A 17637-nucleotide genomic window follows, 5' to 3' on the forward strand; every position below is an offset into this window, starting at 1 on the left:
ACCCCGCGCTTTTTCCGAGAGGAGTCCCGTGAGCGGACATTCTAAGTGGGCCACCACGAAGCACAAGAAGGCCGTCATCGACGCGCGTCGTGCGAAGTCGTGGGCGAAGCTCATCAAGAACATCGAGGTCGCCGCCAAGCTGGGTGGTGCGGACCTGCAGGGCAACCCGACCCTCTTCGACGCCGTCTTGAAGGCGAAGAAGACCTCGGTCCCGAAGGACAACATCGACCGCGCCATCAAGCGCGGCGCCGGCATCGGCGGCGAGTCGGTCGAGTACACCTCGATCATGTACGAGGCCTACGGACCCAACGGCGTGGCGCTCATGGTCGAGTGTCTGACCGACAACAAGAACCGTGCCGCCGCGGAGGTCCGCACGGCCCTCACCCGGAACGGCGGCACCCTCGCCGATCCCGGATCGGTCGCGTACAACTTCACGCGCAAGGGCGTCATCGTCGTCTCCGGTGAGGGGACGACCGAGGACGACCTCATGATGGCGGCTCTCGAAGCCGGTGCCGAGGAGATCGAGCCGCGGGCCGAGGGCTTCGAGGTCGTCACCGAGGCATCCGATCTCGTCTCGGTGCGCACCGCGCTCACCGACGCCGGCATCGAGTACGACTCGGCCGACGTCGAGTTCGTCCCGAACCTCAAGGTCGAGATCGACGCCGACACCGCGCGCAAGATCTTCCGCCTCATCGACGCCCTCGAGGACAGCGACGACGTGCAGAACGTCTACGCCAACTTCGACCTGACGCCCGAGGTCCAGGCCGAGCTCGAAACCGACGACGAGGACTGACTCCGCAGGCGCGCCGACGAGCGGATGCCGCACCTCCCGCCTAGCGTGGGGGAGTGGCATCCGCTCTTCGCGTCCTCGGCATCGATCCGGGACTCACCCGCTGCGGCGTGGGGGTCGTCGACGTGCGCGCCGATCGGTCGGCCACGCTCGTGCACGTCGGTGTCGTCCGTTCGGCGACCGATGCGCCGATCGAGCAGCGGCTCGCGAGCATCGCGGCCGGCATCCGCGCGGTGATCACCGATCACGGGCCGGACGTCGTGGCCGTCGAGCGGGTCTTCGCCCAGCAGAACCGCAGCACCGTCATGGGGACGGCGCAGGCCAGCGGCATCGCGCTGCTGCTCGCCGCCGAGCATGGGCTGCCCGCCGCGACGCACACGCCGTCCGAGGTCAAGGCCGCCATCACGGGCTACGGCAACGCCGAGAAGCTGCAGGTGCAGACGATGGTCGCGCGGGTGCTGCGCCTCGACGCGCTGCCGCAGCCCGCCGACGCCGCCGACGCGCTGGCCCTCGCGCTTTGCCACGCGTGGCGTCGCGGTCCCGCCGCGGGAGGCGCCGCCGCGGAGCTCACCCCCGCCCAGCGTGCGTGGGCCGCCGCCGAAAAGGCGACGCGACGCTGAGACCGCCCGTCCCAGGTGTGTCGCTCGAACATAGGTCCGAAGGCTCGCTTAGGCTCGGATCATGATCTCCTCGCTGCGCGGCCGTGTGCTGCACCTCGAACCCGACTCGGTCGTCATCGACGTGCACGGGGTCGGTTACGCGGTCGCCGTCACGGCGCAGCACGCGCGGCAGCTCCACCTCGGCGACGAGGTCTTCGTGCACACCTCGATGATCGTCCGCGAGGACGCCATGCTGCTGTTCGGCTTCGAGGACCGGTCCGAACTGGATGTGTTCGGCCATCTGCTCAGCGTCTCGGGTGTCGGACCGAAGTCCGCGCTCGGGGTGCTCTCGGCCCTCACGGTCGATCAGATCGCGACCGCGGTCGCCGATGAGGACGATGCGCCCTTCCGCCGCGTCTCGGGCATCGGCCCGAAGACCGCCAAGCTGATCGTCGTGCAGCTCGCCGGCAAGCTCACCGCGCCGGCCCGGACGACGCCCGGCCTCCCCGCCGCGCAGGGTCTCGGCGTGCAACTGGCGGCGGCGCTCGTCGCGCTGGGGTGGAGCGAGCGCGTCGCGACGGAGACCGCCGAGAACGTCCTGGCCGAGGCGCCCGCGGGAGCCACCGTGCCGGCGCTGCTCAAGCTCGCTCTCGCCCATCTCGGTCCCGCACGTGCGGAGCGCACCGGTGTCTGAGGCCCGCGACCAGCGCCTTCCCGAGGACGAGGGCGAACTCGCCGTCGAAGGCGCGCTGCGCCCGGGGTCGCTCGCCGAGTTCGTCGGTCAGATGAAGGTGCGCGGGCAGCTGCAGTTGCTGTTGGATGCCGCCCGCATCCAGCAGCGTCCGGCCGACCACATCCTGCTGTCGGGCCCTCCGGGGCTCGGCAAGACCACCCTCGCGATGATCGTCGCGCACGAGAGCGAGCGTCCTCTGCGGATGTCGAGCGGTCCCGCGATCCAGCACGCCGGAGATCTCGCCGCCCTGCTGTCGAGCCTGGTGCCCGGCGAGGTCCTCTTCATCGACGAGATCCACCGGATGGCGCGCTCGGCCGAGGAGATGCTGTACCTCGCGATGGAGGACTTCCGGGTCGACATCATGGTCGGCAAGGGGGCCGGGGCCACCAGCATCCCGCTCGATCTCGCTCCCTTCACCCTCGTCGGCGCGACGACGCGGTCGGGAATGCTGCCGAACCCGCTGCGCGACCGGTTCGGCTTCACCGCCCACCTCGAGTACTACGAGCCGATCGAGCTCGAGCAGGTCATCGCCCGTTCGGCGGTGATGCTCGACGTCGACCTGCCGGCGGCATCCCGCGCCGAGATCGCGCGTCGGTCGCGCGGCACACCCCGCATCGCGAATCGGCTGCTGCGCCGGGTGCGGGACTACGTCGTGGTCCACGGTGGCTCCTCGACGCAGGCGACGACGGCGGACGTGTCCGCCGCGCTCGACCTGTATGACGTCGACGATCTGGGACTCGACCGGCTCGACCGCGCGGTGCTCGACGCTCTCGTACGCCGCTTCCGCGGCGGCCCCGTGGGGCTCAACACCCTCGCGGTGACGGTGGGGGAGGAGGCCGACACCATCGAGTCGGTCGTCGAGCCCTACCTCGTGCGCATCGGCTTCATGGGGCGCACCCCCCGCGGGCGCGTCGCGACCCCCGAGGCGTACGCGCACCTGGGCATCCCCCGCCACGACGGGGCGCTGACCCTCGATGACCTATAATCGCTGAAGGCTCCGGCCTCCCACCCTCTTCGCCGCATCGCTGCGGCGTGCCCACCCGAAAGGCGGACACCCGTTCATGTTGCTTCTCTCCCAGCAGAACACCACGCAGGCCACCGGAGGCAACTTCTTCACGGACTACGGCCTGCTCATCCTGCTGGCGGGTCTGCTCGTCTTCATGTTCATCAGCTCGCGTCGTCGCACGAAGCGGATGAAGGAGGAGCAGGAGAAGAAGGCCCTGCAGATGGTGCCCGGCGTGAAGGTGCTGCTCCAGGGCGGCCTCTACGGGACGATCGTCGAGTACGACCCGACCGACCTCTCGAAGCCTGCCCACGTCGAGCTCGCCCCGGGGATGGTCGTCGAGGTCCACAGTCAGGCGATCCTGCGCGCCGTCGAGGAGGAGGAGCCCGTCGTCGATGAGACCGAGCAGGTCCCCGGTGACGACGTGATCGTCTCCCGCGACGAGGCCGACGTCGACCCGCGCCCGGTCGACGGCACCCCCGACGCGGACGACAAGCCCAAGGCCTGACCTCCCCGCTCCGGCGGCCCCTCACGAAAGTTCCCTCCGTGGCTTCATCCACCCCCGTCCGGCGCGCGTGGCGCGCACTGATCGGACTCCTGGCCCTGACGGCCGTCCTCTTCGGCGTGAACGCCGCGGGCGTCTACTTGTTCGAGCGGAGCTCGTGGGTTCCCGAGCTCGCCCTCGACCTGCAGGGCGGCACGCAGATCATCCTGCAGGCGCAGACGGAGGAGGGGGCGCAGCCCACCGCCGACCAGATGCAGCAGGCGGTTTCGATCATCCGCCAGCGCGTGGATGCCTCGGGTGTCGGTGAGACCGACATCACCACGCAGGCGGGCAACCAGATCGTCGTCCAGCTCCCGGGCATCGCCGACGAGGAGACCCGCGACCGCATCGGCCGTTCGGCGCAGATGCAGCTGCGCGCGGTGCTCTACACCGCCGCTCCGACGAACACCTTCATCGGCGAGGACGGCAAGGAGACGCCCTACCCGACCCCGGGCCCCTCGCTGAACGCGACGCCCACCCCGTCGCCGACCAACGGCAGCGACTTGTCGTGGGCGACGGAGGAGGTCCAGGCCGAGTTCCTCGCCTACGACTGCGCGAACCCCGCGAACGACGCCGCACAGGAGCCCGCCGACCAGCCGCTCATCACGTGCGACGCCGACGGGTCGGCGAAGTACCTGCTCGGACCGGTCGAACTCGACGGTTCGGCCATCTCGGACGCGACGAACGGCCTCAACTCGCAGAACGGTCAGTGGGCCGTCAACATCGTCTTCGACAGCGCCGGGACGGAGACCTTCGGCGAGATCAGCCAGCGTCTGTTCAACCTGCAGCCGCCGCAGAACCAGTTCGCCTTCGTGCTCGACGGCGAGGTCATCTCGGCCCCGTCGATGAACGCGGTCATCACCGACGGCAAGCCGCAGATCACCGGCAACTTCGACCAGGAGACGTCGAAGACCCTCGCCGACCAGCTCAAGTACGGTGCCCTGCCGCTGAGCTTCGAGGTGCAGAGCAGCAACGCGATCTCGGCGACGCTCGGTTCCCAGCAACTGCTGATCGGCCTCGTCGCGGGGCTCATCGGTCTCGCCCTCGTCGCGGTCTACTCGCTCGTGGTCTACCGCGCGCTCGGGTCGGTCATCATCGCCTCGCTCGCCGTGATGGGCATCCTGACCTACATCACGCTCTGCATCCTCGCCTGGCGCATGGGCTTCCGCCTGTCGCTTGCCGGTGTCGCGGGCCTCATCGTGACGATCGGCTTCACCGCCGACTCGTTCATCGTCTACTTCGAGCGCATCCGAGACGAGCTCCGTGACGGCAAGTCGATCACGAGTGCCGTGGAGGACGGCTGGGCACGCGCCAAGCGGACGATCTACATCTCGAAGTCGATCAACATCCTCGCCGCCGTGGTGCTTTACATCCTCGCCGACGCGACCGTGAAGGGCTTCGCCTTCACGCTGGGTCTCACGACCGTCATCGACGTGCTCATCTTCGTGCTCTTCACGCACCCGGTGCTGCAGCTGCTGGCCCGGACGAAATTCTTCGGCGGCGGGCACAAGCTGTCCGGGCTCGACCCGACCGCTCTCGGCGCGGTGTACCGCGGTCGTGCGCAGTTCCGCGCACCGGTCGCCGCCGGCGGCAAGTCGCAGGCCGAGAAGCGGTCCTCGCGATCGCGGAGCGAGGCGGTGCGCCGTCAGACGATCGCCGAGCGCAAGCTCGCGCAGCAGAGCGGCGATACCCGCTCCGCAGGGGAGGGGGACGACTGATGCGCTCCATGAACGATTTCGGTAACGACCTGTACACGGGGAAGGTCTCCTTCCCGTTCGTCGGCCGTCGCCGGTTGTGGTTCCTCATCGCCGCGATCCTCGTGATCGGTTCGGCGCTGGTGCCGGTCTTCCGCCCCATCCAGTTCTCGATCGAGTTCACGGGCGGTTCGCAGTTCACCGTCAACGACGTGGCATCCCCGGATCAGCTGCGCGCGACCGACGCGGTGCAGTCCGTCGTCCCGGATGCCGCGACCCGCGTCACGACGGTCGGCGACGACAGCCTCCGCATCCAAACCGACCAGCTCGGCGAGCTGGAGACGCGCGAAGTGACCTCCGCCCTCGTCGAGGCGTTCAACGTTCCGGATGACAGCGTGAGCTCGTCCTTCATCGGTCCGAGCTGGGGTGAGAGCGTCACCCGGCAGTCGTTGTGGGGTCTGGCGATATTCCTCGTGCTGACCTTCCTGATCCTGGCGCTGTACTTCCGCACGTGGAAGATGTCCGTCGCGGCGATGATCGGTCTCGTCGACGTGCTCGTCGTGACGATCGGGGTCTACGCCCTGTTCGGTTTCGAGATCTCTCCGGCGGCCGTCATCGGCTTCCTCACGATCCTGTCGTACTCGCTGTACGACACGACGGTCGTGTTCGACAAGATCCGCGAGAACACGTTCGAGGACGGGGAGAAGTCCGGCAGGACGTTCGGCGAGTCGGTCAACCTCGCGGTGAACCAAACACTCGTCCGCTCGATCAACACGACCGTCGTGGCCGTGCTGCCGACGGGAGCGATCCTCTTCATCGGCGCCCTGTGGCTCGGTGCGCAGACGCTCACCGACATCTCCCTCTCGATCTTCGTCGGAACGATCGTCGCGGCCTACTCGACGCTGTTCGTCGCGGCCCCGCTGTACTCGCTCCTGCGCGAGAACGAGTCCGACCTCAAGGCGCGGGACCAGCGCGTCATCGAGGCCCGTTCGGCCGCCGTCGCCGCGGTCTGAGCCGGATGCGCGCGGGCGTAGGATTGTCCTCCAGTTCCACGCGCGTGCGGACAGACGGGAGGCGATCGCATGGCTGAGGCGGTCACCCCGACAGGAACCGCGACCGGGGGCCAGTCGCTGCGCCGGCTCGTGCCGCGCATCTTCTCCCGCGCCCCCTCGCGGGACGCGCTCGAGGAGCTCATGCGCACGGTGCGCATGCACCACCCCAAGGGCGACATCGCGATCGTGGAGCGGGCCTACCGCACCGCCGCGAAGGCGCACGCGACGCAGAAGCGTCAGAGCGGCGAGCCGTACATCACGCACCCCCTCGCCGTCGCGCAGATCCTCGCCGAGCTGGGCCTCGGCCCCCGCGCCATCGCGGCGGCCCTGCTGCACGACACGGTCGAAGACACCGACTACTCGCTCGACCAGTTGACGGCGGACTTCGGCGACGAGGTCGCGATGCTCGTGGACGGCGTCACGAAGCTCGACAAGGTCAAGTACGGCGATGCGGCGCAGGCCGAGACCGTGCGGAAGATGATCGTCGCGATGTCGAAGGACATCCGCGTGCTCCTCATCAAGCTCGCCGATCGCCTCCACAACGCGCGCACATGGGGCTTCGTTCCGCCCGAGAAGGCCGCCAAGAAGGCCCGCGAGACCCTCGAGATCTACGCGCCGCTGGCGCACCGCCTCGGCATCCAGACCGCGAAGAGCGAACTCGAGGACCTCTCGTTCGCCGTCCTGCACCCGAAGCTCTACGCGGAGATCGACTCGCTGGTCAAGCAGCGCACCCCGCAGCGCGAGCAGTACGTGCACACGGTCATCGACGCCGTGGAGACGGACCTACGCGATCTCCGTATCCGCGGTCGTGTCATGGGTCGGCCGAAGCAGCTCTACTCCGTGTACCAGAAGATGGTGGTTCGCGGTCGCGAGTTCGACGACATCTACGACCTCATCGGCATCCGGATCATGGTGAACACGGTCCGCGACTGCTACGCCGTGCTCGGCGCGATCCACGCACGGTGGACCCCGATCCCCGGGCGGTTCAAGGACTACATCGCCACGCCGAAGTTCAATCTCTACCAGTCCCTCCACACGACCGTGATCGGTCCCGGCGGGCGCACGGTCGAGATCCAGATCCGCACCCACGAGATGCACCAGCAGGCCGAGTACGGTGTGGCGGCGCACTGGAAGTACAAGGAGCAGATCGCCGGCGGCAAGGCCGACTCCAAGGCCATCGACCAGGACATGGCCTGGCTGGCGCACATCTCGGACTGGCAGGCCGAGACCGCCGATCCGGGGGAGTTCCTCGACTCGCTCCGGTTCGAGATCGGTGCGAAGGAGGTCTACGTCTTCACGCCGAAGGGACGAGTCATCGGTCTTCCGGCCGGGGCGACCCCCGTCGACTTCGCGTACGCCGTCCACACCGAGATCGGCCACCGCACGATGGGCGCGAAGGTCAACGGCCGCCTCGTGCCGCTCGAGTCCGAACTCCACTCGGGTGACGTCGTCGAGGTGTTCACCTCGAAGAACCCGGATGCCGGGCCGAGCCAGGACTGGCTGGCGTTCGTCAAGAGCACCCGGGCGCGCAACAAGATCCGCGGCTGGTTCACGAAGGAGCGCCGCGACGAGGCCGTCGAGCAGGGCAAGGACGCGATCGCCCGTGCGATGCGCCGCCAGAACCTGCCGATGCAGCGTCTGATGAGCCAGGACTCGTTCACCGCGGTGGCTCACCAGTTGCGCTACGAGGACGTCACCGCCCTCTACGCCGCAGTCGGCGAAGGACACGTCTCGACCCAGTCCGTGATCGAGAAGGTCACCGCGCTCGTGCGCTCGGAGGAGGAGGACACCTCCACCGGTCCGATCGACCTGCCCGCCGGCGGTCGGTCTAGGGCGCCGCGCGGCGGCGACTCCGGCGTGCTGGTGCGGGGTGCTCCCGACATCCTCGTGAAGCTCGCCAAGTGCTGCACGCCGGTGCCGGGCGACGAGATCGTCGGGTTCGTCACGCGCGGCAGCGGGGTCTCGGTCCACCGCGCGGACTGCACGAACGCGGCGGCGTTGCGCGACCAGCCCGATCGGATGATCGAGGTGTCGTGGGCGCCGACGTCGAAGAGCGTGTTCCTCGTGCACATCCAGGTCGAGGCGCTCGACCGGTCGGGCCTGCTGAGCGACATCACGCGGGTGCTCAGCGAGCACCATGTGAACATCCTCTCGGCATCCGTTCAGACGACCAACGACCGCCTCGCCCTCAGCCGCTACGTCTTCGAGATGGGCGACACGGTGCACCTCGACCGCGTGCTGAACGCCGTCCGCCGGATCGACGCCGTGTACGACGTCTACCGGGTCACCTCGTCCTGACGACGCCGGAGCTCGGTGGCGGCCGCCCGTTTGTGGTGGACAGGTCCGGAGGTCTCGACCCAGCTCAGCGCATCCGCGAGGAGCTCCGGGCGCCACGCCAGTACGTCGTCGACCAGCTGTGACGGACCGGCGCCGACGACGGCGTCCCGGACGAGGTCGACGAGCGTCCGCACCGGCGTCGTCACAGCTACGCCGCTGATGGTCTCGACGTCGGAGGCGGGCAGGGCCACGTCGCGGAAGCGGATGCGGGTGTCGAGGGGGACGGCAGCCCGCGTCCGGCCGGCGCGCTGCAGGGTCTGGATGAGGGGCGGTTCGGGGATCGCCCCGTGCACCCACGCCGCGCTCGCGTGCGTGACGGCCCGGTGGACCCCGGCGACCCCGCGGAACGAGGCCGCACGCAGTTCGCGCGTCTCGACGGCATCGGCGGGCATGAACGCCTCGCCGATCTCGACGAGGTCTCCATCCAGCCGGGCTGCGGTCAACTCGGCGGTCGACAGGCGGTCATCGGCGAAGTAGAGGAACGGCCACATGAGGGCAGTCTGCGCCACCGCGCCGAGACGACGACGCCGCGGCGGGACTCTGTGGAGAATCCCGCCGCGGCGTCGGTGCTGTGTCGGAGGCGGTCAGCCGCCGAGAGCGCGCAGCCAGCCCTTGCGGGCTTCGAGCGCGTCCTTCGCCTTGGCGATCGCGGCCTTGTCCTTCGAGGCCTCGGCGGCGGCGAGCTCGTCCTCGAGCTTGGATATCGCATCCTGGAGCTGGCTCGTCATGTCGTTCTGACGCGCCTTCGTCTCGGGGTTGTTGCGCTTCCAGTCCTCGTCCTCGCGCGCCTTCAGCGCGGTCTCGACCTTGCGGAGCTGGTCGTCCAGGCCGCGCTCCGTGTCGCGAGGGAAGACCCGACCGATCTCATCCCACTGGCGCTGGATGTTGGTGAGGAGCGCGCGCGCCTTGCCGTTGTCCTTCTCCTTCGCGACGCCGGCGGCCTCGTCGAGGAGTGCGCGCTTGGCCTCGATCTTCTCCTTGGACGCCTCGACGTCGGCGTTCTCGCGTTCGATGCGCGCACCGTAGAGCACGTCGCCAGCGGCCTTGAAACGGGCCCACAGTGCGTCGTCCGCCTTCTTGCCCGCGCGACCGGCGGACTTCCACTGGTCGAGCAGCGTGCGGTAGGCGGCGATGCCGTCCTCACCCTGCGGCGCGAGGGCCTCGGCGCGCTCGACCAGTCGGGTCTTCGCGTCGCGGGCGGCCTTGTGCTGCTCGTCGAGGCTCGAGTAGAACTCGCGGCGGTTCTTGTCGATCACCGCGCGCGCGTCGCGGAACCGCTTCCAGAGCTGCTGACCGACGGCCTTCGGCAGGCGCGGGCCGCTGCTCTGGTGCTCCTGCCAGCGGGCGAACAGGGCGGCCACGTCCGCGGTCGTCTGCTTCCACTGAATGGAGCGGGGGTCCTTCGCGGCGATCGCTTCGATCTCGGCGACGATCGACTCGCGCTCGGCCACCGCGGCATCCACTGCGGCACGCTGCGCCTGAGCCTCCTCGGCGCTCGCCTCGGAGAGGGCGCCTTCGAGTGCCGTCACGCGGGCTTCGAGCGCGGCCAGGTCGCCGACGGCGGCGGCACCGTCCAGGCGCTCCCGGATGGTGCGTGCCGTGGAACGGAGGTCGGATGCGGAGGCGCCGCCGCGACGGTGGCGCACTTCGAGGAGCGTCACCTCGGAGGCGAGGTCGGCGAACTTGCGCTCGAAGTAGGCCAGCGCCTCTTCGGGGGTGCCGTCGGGGTACTGCCCGACGACACGCCACTGGTCGCCCTCACGGACGGAAACGGTGCCGTCGTCGTCGACGCGGCCCCACGGCTGGGTCTCGGCGGATTCAGGGGTGGCGGAACTCACGGGGGTCACCTCGTCGGCGGCATGCGCCGCATGGGGGTCGGATTAGTGACTCAGCCTAGTACGGCGGTCACGGGGTCGGAGAGGGGGTCGGCGAGCCCGACGGCGAGGGGGACGGCGTCGGCGACCCGCTCGGTCCCGGGGTGGGTGTCCCGCTGGGGGAGGTGGGCGCGGTCGGTGTCGGCGCTGGCTCCGGCATGCCCGGCCCGAGCGTGTAATAGGCGACCTGCGCACCCAGCAAGGCGGCGATCAGGAGGCCGCCGGCGACGCCCGCGATCAGGTTGTCCCGGCGCCTGCGCTGGATGACGGAGGCGTGGAACCGGCGCCGCGCGTCATACAGTCGGGCACGCTCGCGCTCCTGCGCGCTGTCGCGCCCCTTGCCCCTGCCCGCTGCCACGGTGATCCTCTCGTCGGCGCCGCACACGCCCGCGCGGCCATCTGCAGAGTATTCAGTCCCCGGCATCCGTTCCAAACCGGAGCCCCGCAGCCTCGGCACGATGTCGGTGGGGGCGGTTAGCCTGGGGGGATGGCCCAGAGTGACGCGCTTTTCCGTGGTGCGACGCCGCTGGCCGTGAGGATGCGGCCCGCATCGCTCGACGAGGTCGCAGGGCAGACGCACTTGTTGCGCCCCGGCTCCCCGCTCGTGGCGCTCGCCGACCCCGGCCGCGCGACGACCGGAGCCGTGTCGGTGATCCTCTGGGGCCCGCCCGGCACGGGCAAGACGACGCTCGCCCAGGCCATCGCGCGGACGTCGGGCCGTCGGTTCGTCGAACTGTCCGCGGTGACCGCGGGCGTGAAGGACGTGCGCGAGGTCATGCAGGAGGCGATGACCCAGCGCGACCTGTACGGGACGTCGACCATCCTGTTCCTCGACGAGATCCACCGGTTCACCAAGGCGCAGCAGGACGCCCTGCTGCCCGGCGTCGAGAACGGATGGGTCATCCTCATCGCCGCGACCACCGAGAATCCCTCGTTCTCGGTGATCTCGCCGCTCCTGTCGCGCTCGCTCCTGCTCACCCTGCAGCCGCTGACGGACGCCGACCTCGGCATGCTGATCGACCGCGCCGTGACCGACGCTCGCGGACTCGCCGGGGCCGTCGAGCTCTCGGACGACGCACGTGCCGCGCTCGTCCACCTCGCCTCGGGCGACGCACGCCGCGCCCTCACCTCGCTGGAGGCCGCCGCGGCCATGGCGGAGCCCGGGGAGGACACCCCGGTCATCACCGCTGAACACGTCGCCCAGGCCGTCGACCGCGCTCTCCTGCGCTACGACCGGCAGGGCGACGAGCACTACGACGTCATCAGTGCATTCATCAAGTCGATCCGCGGTTCGGATCCGGATGCCGCCATGCACTACCTCGCCCGCATGATCGAAGCCGGGGAGGACCCGCGTTTCATCGCGCGACGGCTCGTGATCTCGGCCGCCGAGGACATCGGCCTCGCCGATCCGCAGGCGCTGCAGATCGCGGTCGCGGCCGCCGACGCCGTGGCCTTCATCGGGATGCCGGAGGGCCGCATCCCGCTCGCGGAGGCGACGGCGTACCTGGCGACGACGGCCAAGTCGAACGCGGCGTACAACGCCATCAACGCCGCGATCGCGGACGTCCGCGCGGGCGGCTTCGGGCGGGTGCCGGTGCACCTGCGCGACGCGCACTACGCGGGAGCCAAACGCCTCGGTCACGGTAAGGGCTACGTCTACCCGCACGACCTCGACGTGGGCGTCGCGACCCAGCAGTACCTCCCCGACGAGCTGCGCGGCCGACGCTATTACGAGCCGACGTCGCGCGGCGTCGAGCGCGACATCTCCGCCCGCCTGGAGAAGATCCGGAAGATCCTCGGTGACTGACCCCTGGGAGCGCCGCATCGAGGCCATCTGGGAGGGCGCCGACGACGGGAAGCCGGAAGCGCTGCGATCGGCGATGGCGGACGCCCTCGCCGGGCGCCCGGAGGACGATGCGCGGTGCCTGTTCGAGCGGGCATCGGTCGAGGACTTCCTCGGGGAGGAGGCGGCCGCCATCCCGCTGTACCGGCGCGCGCTGGATGCGGGACTCCGCCCGCCCCTGCGCAGTCAGGCGATCATCCAGCTCGCGAGTTCGCTCCGGAACGTCGGCGATGCCTCCGGGGCGATGGCGGCCCTCAAGGGGATCGATCCCGCCGACCCGCTGTCCGCGGCGGCGGCAGGATTCGAGGCCCTCGCGCTCTACGACGACGACAAGCCCGCGCGTGCCCTGCGGACCGCGCTCGGCGCTCTCGCGGACGAGGTTCCCCTCTACGGTCGTGCGCTGCGCGCCTATGCGGCGGACGTCCGCACACGCCCCCGCATCCGGGTCATCGCCGTCGCAGTGCTGATCCGCGACGGCCACGTCCTCGCCGAGGAGTACGCCGCGACGCCGGCCCGTCCCGCGTTCCTTCGCGCTCCCGGCGGAGGAGTGCAGCCGGGCGAGACCGCGGAGGCGGCCGTCCGACGCGAGATCGCCGAGGAGCTGGGGGTGACCGTCACCGAGACCCGACTCGTCGGGGTGGTCGAGAACATCTTCGACAACGAGGGCCGGCCGGGGCACGAGATCGCCTACGTCTTCGCGATCCGGAGCCCCGAGCTGGAGGCTCACCCGCGGGGCGACCGCCTGCCCGTACTCGACGGCGACACCACCGTCGGCTGGTACCGCCTCGAGGACGTGTCGGAGGAGTCCGTGCCGTTCTATCCGCCCGGCGCCCTCGATCTGGCACGCGGCCGGGGATGATCCGGCCCGTCTGTTAGACTTGATCGGCTCGAAACCGTGTTTTCGGGCATCCTCTTCTCTCTTTCCCACCTTTCGGCGTGCCCCGGCGTGCAGTCCGGAAGGGCGAGAGACGGCGATACGCCCGTGAGCCGTGAAAGACATGGCCACGTCATGGAAGGAAGATTTCGTGGCAACGAAGTCCCAGGACCGCCGCAAGGTGCGCCTCTCGCGCGCCCTCGGCGTCGCACTGACCCCTAAGGCCGCCCGCTACCTCGAGAAGCGTCCCTACGCTCCCGGTGAGCACGGCCGCACCAAGCGCAAGCAGGACAGCGACTACGCCGTCCGTCTCCGCGAGAAGCAGCGTCTGCGCGAGCAATACGGCATCCGCGAGAAGCAGATGCGCAACACGTTCAACGAGGCCCGCCGCACCGAAGGGCTGACCGGTGAGAACCTCGTCGAGCTCCTCGAGATGCGTCTCGACTCGCTCGTGCTGCGTGCCGGCTTCGCCCGCACCACCGCACAGGCTCGTCAGCTCGTCGTGCACCGTCACATCCTCGTCGACGGCCAGCTCGTCGACCGCCCGTCCTTCCGCGTGAAGCCGGGCCAGACGATCCACGTCAAGCCCAAGAGCGAGGCTCTCGAGCCGTTCCAGGTCGCAGCCGCCGGCGGTCACGCCGAGGTCCTGCCTCCGGTTCCCGGCTACCTCTCGGTCGAGCTCGACAAGCTCCAGGCACGTCTCGAGCGTCGCCCGAAGCGCGCCGAGGTCCCCGTGACCTGTGAAGTCCAGCTCGTCGTCGAGTACTACGCCGCGCGCTGATCTCCGGATCGAGCGGTTCGAAGGGGCGTCGGGTTCACCCGGCGCCCCTTCTGCTTTGCACCTAACATGGATCCCATGAAGAGCGTCCTCTGGTTCCTGCTGGGCATCGCCGGTGGCTTCGTCGTCGCGCACCTGGTCAACAAGGACCCCCGAGGTCAGGAGCTGCTCTCCGAGGTCGATCTCCGGATCTCCGAGTTCACCGACCGGATGGCCGACGCCTACCGGGCGCAGGAAGCGAAGATCGACGGCATCGTCGCCGACGCGAAGGACCTCGCCGCCGACGTCGCCGCCGCCGGCCGCTCGGCCGCAGCGAAGCTCGACGACTGACCGCCCCCACATCTCCCGGTCGCCTCCTCGCGGATGCGACCGATCCCGCCTGCAGTTGAGGACACACGATGAAGACCGCTGAGATCGCCCGGCGCTACCTGGACTACTTCGAGAAGAAGGGGCACACGATCGTGCCCTCGGCATCCCTCGTCAGCGACGACCCGGCGCTACTGTTCACGGTGGCGGGCATGGTCCCCTTCATCCCGTACCTGTCCGGCGACGTGCCCGCGCCCTACAAGCGCGCCGCCGACAACCAGAAGTGCATCCGCACGAACGACATCGAAGAGGTCGGCAAGACCCCTCGCCACGGCACCTTCTTCCAGATGCTCGGCAACTGGTCGTTCGGCGACTACTTCAAGGAAGGCGCGATCCGCTACGCCTGGGAGCTGCTCACGACGTCCGAGGAGGAGGGCGGCCTGGGCTTCGACCCGAAGGATCTGTGGGTCACCGTCTACGAGGAGGACGACGAGGCGATCAAGCTCTGGCTCGAGCACTCCACGCTGCCCGAGGAGCGCATCCAACGACTCGGCAAGGACACCAACTACTGGACGACCGGCCTTCCCGGCCCGGCCGGCCCGTGCTCGGAGATCTTCTTCGACCGCGGCCCGGCCTACGGCGTCGACGGTGGTCCCGCGACCGACGACGACCGGTACGTGGAGATCTGGAACCTCGTCTTCATGCAGTACGAGATCACGAACGTCCGCTCGAAGTACGAGTTCGACATCGTAGGCGACCTCCCGGCGCAGAACATCGACACCGGCATGGGCCTCGAGCGGGTCGCCTTCATCAAGCAGGGCGTCGACAACATGTACGAGACGGACCAGGTGCGTCCCGTCCTCGACAAGGCCGTCGAGCTGTCGGGCAAGCGGTACGGCGAGAACCACGACGACGACGTGCGCTTCCGCGTGGTGGCCGACCACATCCGGTCCTCGCTCATGCTGCTCTCGGACGGGGTGACGCCCTCCAACGACGGCCGCGGCTACATCCTGCGCCGTCTGATGCGCCGCGCCATCCGTTCGATGCGCCTGCTCGGCGTCGACGGTCCGACGTTCGCCGAGTTGTTCGCCGTCTCCCGCGACGCCATGAAGGAGTCGTACCCGGTCGTCGAGACCGACTACGCGCGGCTGTCGCAGTACGCCCTCGCGGAGGAGGCGACGTTCCTCCGGACCCTGGCGAGCGGTTCTGAGATCCTCGACACCTCGATCGAGTCCGCGAAGTCGTCCCAGTCGACGTCGCTCAGTGGCTCCCAGGCGTTCCTGCTGCACGACACCTACGGCTTCCCGATCGACCTCACCCTCGAGATCGCCGAGGAGGCCGGGCTCACGGTCGACCGCTCCGGCTTCGACGCCCTCATGAAGGAGCAGCGCGAGCGCGCGAAGGCCGATGCGCGCTCCCGCAAGGGCCAGCTGGCCGACACGAGCGTCTACCGCGACTTCCGCGCGCTGGGCGAGACGGTCTTCACGGGGTACACCGACCTCGAGACCGAGTCCCGCGTGCTCGGCATCCTCGTCGGCGGCGCACCCGCCGACCGTGCCTCTCAGGGCCAGATCGCCGAGGTGATCCTCGCCGAGACCGCGCTCTACGCCGAGTCCGGCGGCCAGGTCGCCGACAAGGGCGTCATCGTCGGCCCGGGCTACGAGCTCGAGGTCCTCGACGTGCAGAAGCCCGTGCCGGGACTGGTCAGTCACACCGTCGAGGTGACGACGGGCGAGGTCGCCGTCGGTCACGCCGCGACGACGGTGGTGGATGCCGCCAACCGCCGCGCGGCCGCGCAGGCGCACTCGGCGACCCACCTCGTCCACGCCGCGCTCCGCGACACTCTCGGCAAGGGGGCGACGCAGGCGGGCTCCCTCAACCGTGCCGGATACCTCCGGTTCGACTTCTCGTGGGGTCAGGCGCTCTCGCCCGAGACCCGCAGCGAGATCGAGGAGATCGCCAACAACGCGGTCCGCGACGACCTCGAGGTCACGACGCGCGTCCTTTCCCTCGACGAGGCCAAGTCGGCTGGCGCGATGGCGCTGTTCGGCGAGAAGTACGGCGACCGTGTGCGCATGGTCGACATCGGCGGACCCTGGTCGCGTGAGCTGTGCGCCGGGACGCACGTGTCCTCGAGCGCACAGATCGGTCTCATCAACCTGGTGGGGGAGTCCTCCGTCGGTGCGTCGAACCGTCGTGTCGAGGCTCTCGTGGGTCAGGACGCCTTCCGCGAGCTCGCCGCCGAGCGCGCGATCGTGTCGCAGCTCACGTCGGGGCTGAAGATCCCTCGCGACCAGTTGCCCGCGCGCATCGCGGAACTGCAGGCGAGCCTCAAGGCCGCGGAGAAGAAGATCGCCCAGTTCGAGGCCAAGGCCCTCGGCGAGCGCGTCCCGACGCTGGCGGCATCCGCTGTCCGCGCCGGTGCGCACAGCGTCGTCGCCCAGTCCGTCGGCACCGTCGGTTCCGCCGACGACCTGCGCTCGCTCGCCCTGCAGGTGCGCGAGCGCCTCGGCACCGACGCGGCCGTCGTCGCGCTCGGCGGCGAGGTCGGCGGGCGCCCCGTCGTCATCGTCGCCACGAACGAGGCGGCCCGCGCCGCGGGCGCCAAGGCGGGCCTGCTCGCACGCTCGGCGGCGGGTGTGCTCGGCGGCGGCGGCGGCGGACGCGACGACGTCGCGCAGGGCGGCGGGACGGATGCCTCGGCACTGCCGGCGGCGTTGCAGGGCATCGTGTCGGCGCTGGAGAGCGCTGCCGCGTGAGCGGGTTCCGCCGCGGGGTGCGCCTCGGGATCGACGTCGGGCGCGCCCGTGTCGGCGTGGCGCGGTGCGATCCCGACGGTCTGCTCGCCGTTCCGGTCGAGACGGTGCCGCGTGCGGAGACCTCGGTCGCCCGCATCGTCGAGATCGCCCGTGAATACGACGCGATGGAGGTGCTGGTCGGTCTGCCGATCAGTCTCGGGGGAGCGGAGACCGCCTCGACGACCGACGCCCGCGAGTTCGCGATCGCTCTGGATGCCGCGCTGGAGGTGCCCGTGCGCCTCGTCGACGAGCGCCTCAGCACCGTGTCGGCCAACGCCGTCCTCCGGCAGAACGGGCGTTCGCAGAAGTCATCTCGTAGGATTGTCGACCAGATCGCCGCGGTCGTCCTCCTCCAGCAGGCGATCGACGTCGAGAAGAGCACCGGTAACCCGGCCGGTGCGGCGCTGTAGGA

17 protein-coding genes are annotated in these 17637 nt (G+C 69.7%); 14 read left to right on the forward strand and 3 right to left on the reverse strand.

From position 1 onward, the window contains the following. The first annotated feature begins 28 nt into the window (after positions 1-28). The 8 genes from Q9S36_RS01820 to Q9S36_RS01855 all read left to right on the forward strand — a co-directional run bounded on the left by Q9S36_RS01820 (position 29) and on the right by Q9S36_RS01855 (position 8713). A complete protein-coding gene (locus Q9S36_RS01820; RefSeq protein ID WP_217531651.1) occupies positions 29-793 on the forward strand; it encodes a YebC/PmpR family DNA-binding transcriptional regulator in 765 nt (254 codons plus the stop codon). A gap of 53 nt (positions 794-846) precedes the next feature. Next, the gene (gene ruvC / locus Q9S36_RS01825) at positions 847-1410 is read left to right on the forward strand and encodes a crossover junction endodeoxyribonuclease RuvC (RefSeq protein WP_311283721.1); all 564 of its coding nucleotides are present in this window, start codon (positions 847-849) and stop codon (positions 1408-1410) included. Between the two features lie 61 nt (positions 1411-1471). Next, positions 1472-2083: a Holliday junction branch migration protein RuvA gene (ruvA, locus tag Q9S36_RS01830; RefSeq protein ID WP_311283722.1), complete on the forward strand. Its 612-nt coding sequence runs from the start codon at positions 1472-1474 to the stop codon at positions 2081-2083. Beyond that, entirely contained in the window at positions 2076-3107 is a 1032-nt protein-coding gene (gene ruvB, locus Q9S36_RS01835) for a Holliday junction branch migration DNA helicase RuvB (RefSeq protein WP_253034626.1), read from the forward strand. The genes ruvA and ruvB overlap by 8 nt, the downstream gene beginning before the upstream one ends. Before the next feature lie 76 nt (positions 3108-3183). Then, a complete protein-coding gene (gene yajC, locus Q9S36_RS01840) occupies positions 3184-3633 on the forward strand; it encodes a preprotein translocase subunit YajC (RefSeq protein WP_311283723.1) in 450 nt (149 codons plus the stop codon). 38 nt (positions 3634-3671) lie between these two features. Beyond that, the gene (gene secD, locus Q9S36_RS01845; RefSeq protein WP_253034628.1) at positions 3672-5387 is read left to right on the forward strand and encodes a protein translocase subunit SecD; all 1716 of its coding nucleotides are present in this window, start codon (positions 3672-3674) and stop codon (positions 5385-5387) included. Then, positions 5387-6376, forward strand: coding sequence for a protein translocase subunit SecF (gene secF, locus Q9S36_RS01850; RefSeq protein ID WP_311283724.1), 990 nt, complete (start codon positions 5387-5389; stop codon positions 6374-6376). The genes secD and secF overlap by 1 nt, the downstream gene beginning before the upstream one ends. 69 nt (positions 6377-6445) lie before the next feature. Continuing rightward, entirely contained in the window at positions 6446-8713 is a 2268-nt protein-coding gene (locus tag Q9S36_RS01855; protein WP_311283725.1) for a bifunctional (p)ppGpp synthetase/guanosine-3',5'-bis(diphosphate) 3'-pyrophosphohydrolase, read from the forward strand. On the opposite strand, the gene Q9S36_RS01860 is transcribed toward Q9S36_RS01855, so the two are convergent. The 3 genes from Q9S36_RS01860 to Q9S36_RS01870 form a co-directional block, all read right to left on the reverse strand. Then, positions 8692-9261 (reverse strand): type IV toxin-antitoxin system AbiEi family antitoxin, encoded by a 570-nt coding sequence (locus tag Q9S36_RS01860; protein WP_253034631.1) that lies wholly within the window; start codon positions 9259-9261, stop codon positions 8692-8694. The two genes, Q9S36_RS01855 and Q9S36_RS01860, sit on opposite strands and share 22 nt — an antisense overlap. Positions 9262-9336: 75 nt before the next feature. Continuing rightward, on the reverse strand, positions 9337-10599 hold the full coding sequence (locus Q9S36_RS01865; protein ID WP_374209360.1) for a DUF349 domain-containing protein: 1263 nt from the start codon (positions 10597-10599) through the stop codon (positions 9337-9339). A 58-nt stretch (positions 10600-10657) separates the two neighbouring features. Continuing rightward, a complete protein-coding gene (locus Q9S36_RS01870; RefSeq protein ID WP_311283726.1) occupies positions 10658-10984 on the reverse strand; it encodes a dioxygenase in 327 nt (108 codons plus the stop codon). A gap of 129 nt (positions 10985-11113) precedes the next feature. Here Q9S36_RS01870 and Q9S36_RS01875 point away from each other — a divergent pair, with 129 nt between their 5' ends. From Q9S36_RS01875 to ruvX, 6 genes are all read left to right on the forward strand, one after another. Further along, positions 11114-12433: a replication-associated recombination protein A gene (locus Q9S36_RS01875; protein ID WP_253034634.1), complete on the forward strand. Its 1320-nt coding sequence runs from the start codon at positions 11114-11116 to the stop codon at positions 12431-12433. Continuing rightward, positions 12426-13328: a tetratricopeptide repeat protein gene (locus Q9S36_RS01880; RefSeq protein WP_253034635.1), complete on the forward strand. Its 903-nt coding sequence runs from the start codon at positions 12426-12428 to the stop codon at positions 13326-13328. Before Q9S36_RS01875 ends, Q9S36_RS01880 begins: the two co-directional genes overlap by 8 nt. Before the next feature lie 166 nt (positions 13329-13494). Beyond that, positions 13495-14124 (forward strand): 30S ribosomal protein S4, encoded by a 630-nt coding sequence (gene rpsD / locus Q9S36_RS01885; protein ID WP_082886095.1) that lies wholly within the window; start codon positions 13495-13497, stop codon positions 14122-14124. Positions 14125-14199: 75 nt separating this feature from the next. After that, positions 14200-14451, forward strand: a complete 252-nt coding sequence (locus Q9S36_RS01890; RefSeq protein ID WP_217531957.1) for an ATPase — start codon at positions 14200-14202, stop codon at positions 14449-14451. A 68-nt stretch (positions 14452-14519) separates the two neighbouring features. Continuing rightward, positions 14520-17186: an alanine--tRNA ligase gene (alaS, locus tag Q9S36_RS01895; protein ID WP_311283727.1), complete on the forward strand. Its 2667-nt coding sequence runs from the start codon at positions 14520-14522 to the stop codon at positions 17184-17186. Beyond that, a complete protein-coding gene (gene ruvX, locus Q9S36_RS01900; RefSeq protein WP_311283728.1) occupies positions 17183-17635 on the forward strand; it encodes a Holliday junction resolvase RuvX in 453 nt (150 codons plus the stop codon). Before alaS ends, ruvX begins: the two co-directional genes overlap by 4 nt. Positions 17636-17637 lie beyond the last annotated feature (2 nt).

Source organism: Microbacterium sp. ARD31 (assembly GCF_031844425.1).